Origin of the sequence: Psittacicella hinzii (genome assembly GCF_003585935.1) — a bacterium.
Classification (GTDB): domain Bacteria; phylum Pseudomonadota; class Gammaproteobacteria; order Enterobacterales; family Psittacicellaceae; genus Psittacicella; species Psittacicella hinzii.
On sequence record NZ_NRJG01000203.1, the window covers coordinates 1 to 5140 of the forward strand.

The window sequence follows — 5140 nt, forward strand, 5'->3', positions numbered from 1 at the left end:
ATCGAGGGTTCGAATCCCTCTCTCACCGCCATTTTTTATTTTCTTATTGCGCATCCTTAGCTCAGCTGGATAGAGTACACGGCTACGAACCGTGCGGTCAGAGGTTCGAATCCTCTAGGATGCGCCATTTTTTTATTTTCTTACGTGCATCCTTAGCTCAGCTGGATAGAGTACACGGCTACGAACCGTGCGGTCAGAGGTTCGAATCCTCTAGGATGCGCCATCTTTTTTCTTGTGTTTTATTATTAAAACATAATTACAACTTACAGATTAAATAGTGATCCATCAGTAGCAACTTGCTACTGATTTTTTTATGTCAAAAATTCCAAATGTGTGGTGCCTCTCATTTTTAAGTTTTTATTAATATTGAAGTGACTTTCATGTTTTGGAGTTTTGTTCGTTATTGTACAACTAGTAATAATAGACAACCATATATTAGAGTTGGCTGAACATTTGAGTTAGCTGATTATTTTGCCTCGACTTAAATTATATAAGGTTAGCTTAAGATTTAGTTTGCCAATGACTAGGTAATATAACTTTAGCTCTAAGATAAAATTTGAGCGAAGAAAATGATGATTTTGCTTGATTTAGTCTAAGGAAAATCAGCGCTCTGTGGTAAAATATTGCTATTAAAAAACATACAACTTCTTGAATAATTCCCTTTAGGAAAAATTTCCTCATGACTTGGAAATTAAATATATTTCATGTCTATCGTAAGCTCAAACTAACTAAGCTTAGTAAAGCTATGGGCTTAATAACGCTGGGGATTTCGCAAGCTCTGCTGGCACATGCTGATTCAGATGTGACTACGGATTTTGCTAAAGACTTACCAGCGACCGATTATACCTATACTGAAACAGGTAGTACAACTGTATATAGTGGTAATAGTTATCTCCAACAATTAAATACACGTGAAATAACTTTAGCGCAAATAGATCGCATTTATCCGGCATTAAATTATAACTATTACAATACCTTTACTTCACAAGTGTATGACGCTATTCGTGCCTTACAAATCCGCGAAAAGTTTCTAAAAGATGCACCTAAATCTGATGGTAAAGAATATAACTATAACGAGTCTCCTATCGTTATTAGTGCAGATTATATGTTTTCCTCAGAAAATGGTAACGTTATTACCTATACAGGTAACACAAGTTTAATCCAAGGTGACCGAGCAGTACGTGCACAAAAAATTATTTACCGTCGTTTAGATGATGGTAAACAACAAATTACGCTCGACGGTGAAGTTAATTTAAGTTCGAACCAGTTAGAATTAGAAGCTAGTCAACTTGTACTAGAACTAATTAACGATAACAATGCGAATAAAGCACAATTAGATGCAAGTACAACTACTTTTGCCGTAGTTGATACTATGATGCACGGTACAGCTGAATCGCTTGAAAGTAAAGATAATATTACGCGTTTAAAAGATTCATCTTTATATGCAGGTCCAATTAAAGCTTTAACCTTAAATGTAAAAGCTAAAGAAACGCAAATAAATATGAATACGCAACGTTTAATTTTTAAACGTGCGACTTTACGTATTGGTAAAGTACCTATTTTCTGGTTTCCAACTTTTTCCATTAATATCTCAGGTAAACCTGAAACAGGTTTTAAAGAACCAAGTATTACTTTAAATAGTAATGCCGGTTTTATGCTTACTGTGCCATTTGTTTGGTATGTAAACAACAATATTAAGTATACCTTACGTACTTCTTACGCAACTAAATTAGGTCTATTATTAAACAATAATTTAGATGTCCAAAGTAGATTAGGTATCTCAACACTTAATTTCTCATTTACACCAAAAATGGCAAACCGTAAAACTGATAGTAATCGTTACTATTTAGGTTTACGTCATATAGCTACGTTTAACAATGATTACCATGTTGCCTTAAACTATCGTCACGTATCTGATAAGTACTTTTTCAATGATTACTATTCAAATACAGATGCCTATCTAACATCAGATTATAGTTTATGGTACAACAAAGATAATTGGTCATGGAATTTATCAGCCTATACATTCCAACCGATATATACAACCACTAGTCATTCGTATAATTCTTTACCAGAATTAAATGTAAGTTATAGTCAACCATTTGCCTATAATAAAATTCGTTACGCATTTAGTGGGCAGCTAGCACATTTGTATAATGATGATGCTCCTACATATACTAAAGCTAACCGTTTCTATTTAAAAAATTCTTTTCTTTATTCACGTATCAACTCTTTAGTACGTTCAGATTATGAACTTGCTACTTATGAGCATGCATACCACCAGTACAATAAACGTACCGGTAAATACGAGAATTTATTTAGATTTACGCCTGAATTTAGTGCAACTTACTCTACTAAATTAATGCGTGACACTTTAGCTTTTAATAAATATGCTGTAACGGTAACACCTAGTATTGGTTATACTTATCGTCAGGTTAATCATTTAGAAGACTCACGCTTTAATAACTATGATTCGAGCATGTTATTACCAAGTACGCTAATGATTCAAAATGGAGTTTATACTTCCGGTATTGACTCATTAGAGAACGCTAATGACATCAATCTAGGTTATCGCGTTGAATATACAAATAAATTCACTGGACAACAAAAACTAGCGCTTAAACTTAATTTTGTTAACTCGCTAGGAAAAATTAAATACTACAACCCGAATACTGAATCTACTTATACTAAGTACAAACGTAATTTAGTTACAAGTTTACACTACAACTTTAACGAAAAATATAACTTAGACTTAAGTACGATTGTAGATCTTACTAAAAGTAGATCGTCAATGGGAATTGCTTCAATTAACTACCAACCTAATCTAACTAACATTGTGCAATTAAGTTATCGTTTTGCCACAAAACAGTATCTCCAAGATGCTCTCTTTACTTACGATAATGCACAAACTGAAAAAATTAAACAGTTAGGCTTTGCATTTATTTGGGACATCAATCCGCAATTATCAATGCTTTTCTCAAATTACATTGATTTACACGATCGTAAACTTGTAGATCGTAATATAGCCTTTAACTATGTTTATTATGGTTGGTCTATCGGAGTTTCTTACGAAAGACGACGCATTGGCAAAAATCAGTTTGAAAACTCATACGATTTTGTGCTGAATTTAGTTGGCTTTAACAATCAATATAACAATAAATTTGGTCGTTATATTAATTCAGGTAAAATTCCGTTTGTAGGTAATAGATAACTCAATTGATAGTGGCTAAATTCTTTAGCCACTTTTTTTCATTATGTTAAAACTAAATTATCATCGGACAAAATTTATAATGTCAGCTCCTTCAATTGCTAAACTACCGGTTAATAACGGTTATGAAGTGGCTTTTGTTGGAGTTTCTAATGCTGGTAAGTCTTCGTTACTTAATGCTCTTTGTAACCAAAAGAATTTAGCTAAAACTTCTTCAACTCCAGGGCGTACGCAATTAATTAACTTATTTGCTGTAGCTCCTTATGTAAATCTTGTAGACTTACCTGGTTATGGTTATGCTGCCGTTCCTGAGAAGCTAAAAATTGAATGGCAAAAATCTTTAGGTACTTATCTAGAAAAACGTGAATACTTAGCAGGTATTGTTTTGCTTATGGATTCACGTCATCCTTTAAAACCTTTAGATCAGCAAATGCTTGAATGGTGTCGTGAGTTTGGTGTACCGGTAGTGGTAGTGCTAACCAAAATCGATAAATTAACGCAACAAGAGCAAATGAAGCAATTGCGTTTAGTTAATGAAGCTTTAGTAGCTTATACCGTGGCTAGCGACGAAAATCCAGATCCAGAACCAATCCAAGTTATTCCAGTATCTTCGGTGAAAAAACGCGGGATTGATAAATTAGCAGCGGTTTTAGATGCTTGGTTTGCTCCAGTAACTAGTCAATATGAGCAAATGGGTATTACCGATCTTACTCCTCCATCAAAATATGATATTTCTAATGAAGTCGTAGGAGAAGAACAAGCCGAAAGTAGCCTTCTAGGTTCACTTATTGCTTCACGTGAAACTAAAGGTAAAACGAAAAAACAACGCTATAGTCCAACTGCACGTAGATTAGGTACATCTAAACCTTTTGTTGATCCGAAAAAAGCTAAGAAAGCTGAACAAGCTCTTAAATATAAATCTAAAGGATAAGTTATGCCAGAATTACCAGAGGTCGAAACAACGGTTCGAGGAATTAAGCCCTTAGTTCTCGGACAAACGATTAAGCAAATTCATATCCATAACGCCAAATGCCGTATTGTACCGGATCATAAACTTACAGCTCAAGTAGGCACAACAATTAAAGATGTTATCCGACGCGCTAAATACATTTGTATTGATAATGGTGCTGGCTATATTGTGATTCATTTAGGGATGTCTGGCAATTTAAAAGTAGTTGATAGCAGTCTACCGCTTTTAAAACATGATCACGTAGAAATTGTTTTTGCTAATAACAAAGTACTACGTTACAATGATCATCGTCGTTTTGGTGGAGTAACTTTTCTAACTTACCAAGAGTTTGCACATAGTGAATTATTTATTCATAATGGTCCAGATGCTCTTAGTAATGATTTCAATGCCCAATACCTAGCTACTTACCAACAAAAAAGAAGCCAGCGTCCCATTAAACAACTCTTAATGGATAATAAGGTTGTCGTAGGTGTAGGAAACATTTACGCTAATGAATCTTTATTCGAATGCGGAATTAATCCGTGTACTTATATTCAAGACTTGAGCCTTGCACAAATTGAACAGTTAGTAGCTTTTATTAAGAAGATTCTCCTACGTTCAATTGAAGCAGGTGGTACAACATTAAGAGATTTTAAGCAACCTGATGGTAAGCCTGGTTATTTTGCTCAAGAGCTAAAATGCTATGGTAAAGAAGGGGAATATGATTCTCATTATGATGACTATTTTGTACGCTTAGATTTAGGTGGCAGAAGTGCATTCTTCTTACCAAAAAAACAACCATTAATTGGTAAAGCAACAGCAAAATATCAAGAGTTAGTAGATACGGCTATTGCGCAAAGTAAAACTAAACATACGAAAAAAGAGGACTAAAAAGTCCTCTTTTTTTCGTGCGTCTAGTATGCACTTACTCCGAAGGTACGGGCAAGGCTAACGCCTTGTCGCCAGTCCTTCCTTGGTTATGG

General features: G+C 34.4%; 2 protein-coding genes, 2 tRNA genes and 1 pseudogene. All 5 read left to right on the forward strand.

The genetic code is table 11. The features are described 5' to 3' along the window. The first annotated feature begins 50 nt into the window (after positions 1-50). Positions 51-127: transfer RNA gene (locus CKF58_RS08155), tRNA-Arg, on the forward strand. 19 nt (positions 128-146) lie between these two features. Next, a tRNA-Arg gene (locus tag CKF58_RS08160) sits at positions 147-223 on the forward strand. Positions 224-679: 456 nt separating this feature from the next. Next, a complete protein-coding gene (locus CKF58_RS08165; protein ID WP_119532758.1) occupies positions 680-3211 on the forward strand; it encodes an LPS-assembly protein LptD in 2532 nt (843 codons plus the stop codon). Positions 3212-3254: 43 nt separating this feature from the next. Further along, positions 3255-3890, forward strand: a pseudogene (yihA, locus tag CKF58_RS08170) (ribosome biogenesis GTP-binding protein YihA/YsxC); the annotation flags it as partial. Positions 3891-4142: 252 nt separating this feature from the next. Beyond that, on the forward strand, positions 4143-5048 hold the full coding sequence (mutM, locus tag CKF58_RS08175; protein WP_119532762.1) for a bifunctional DNA-formamidopyrimidine glycosylase/DNA-(apurinic or apyrimidinic site) lyase: 906 nt from the start codon (positions 4143-4145) through the stop codon (positions 5046-5048). Positions 5049-5140: the final 92 nt, after the last annotated feature.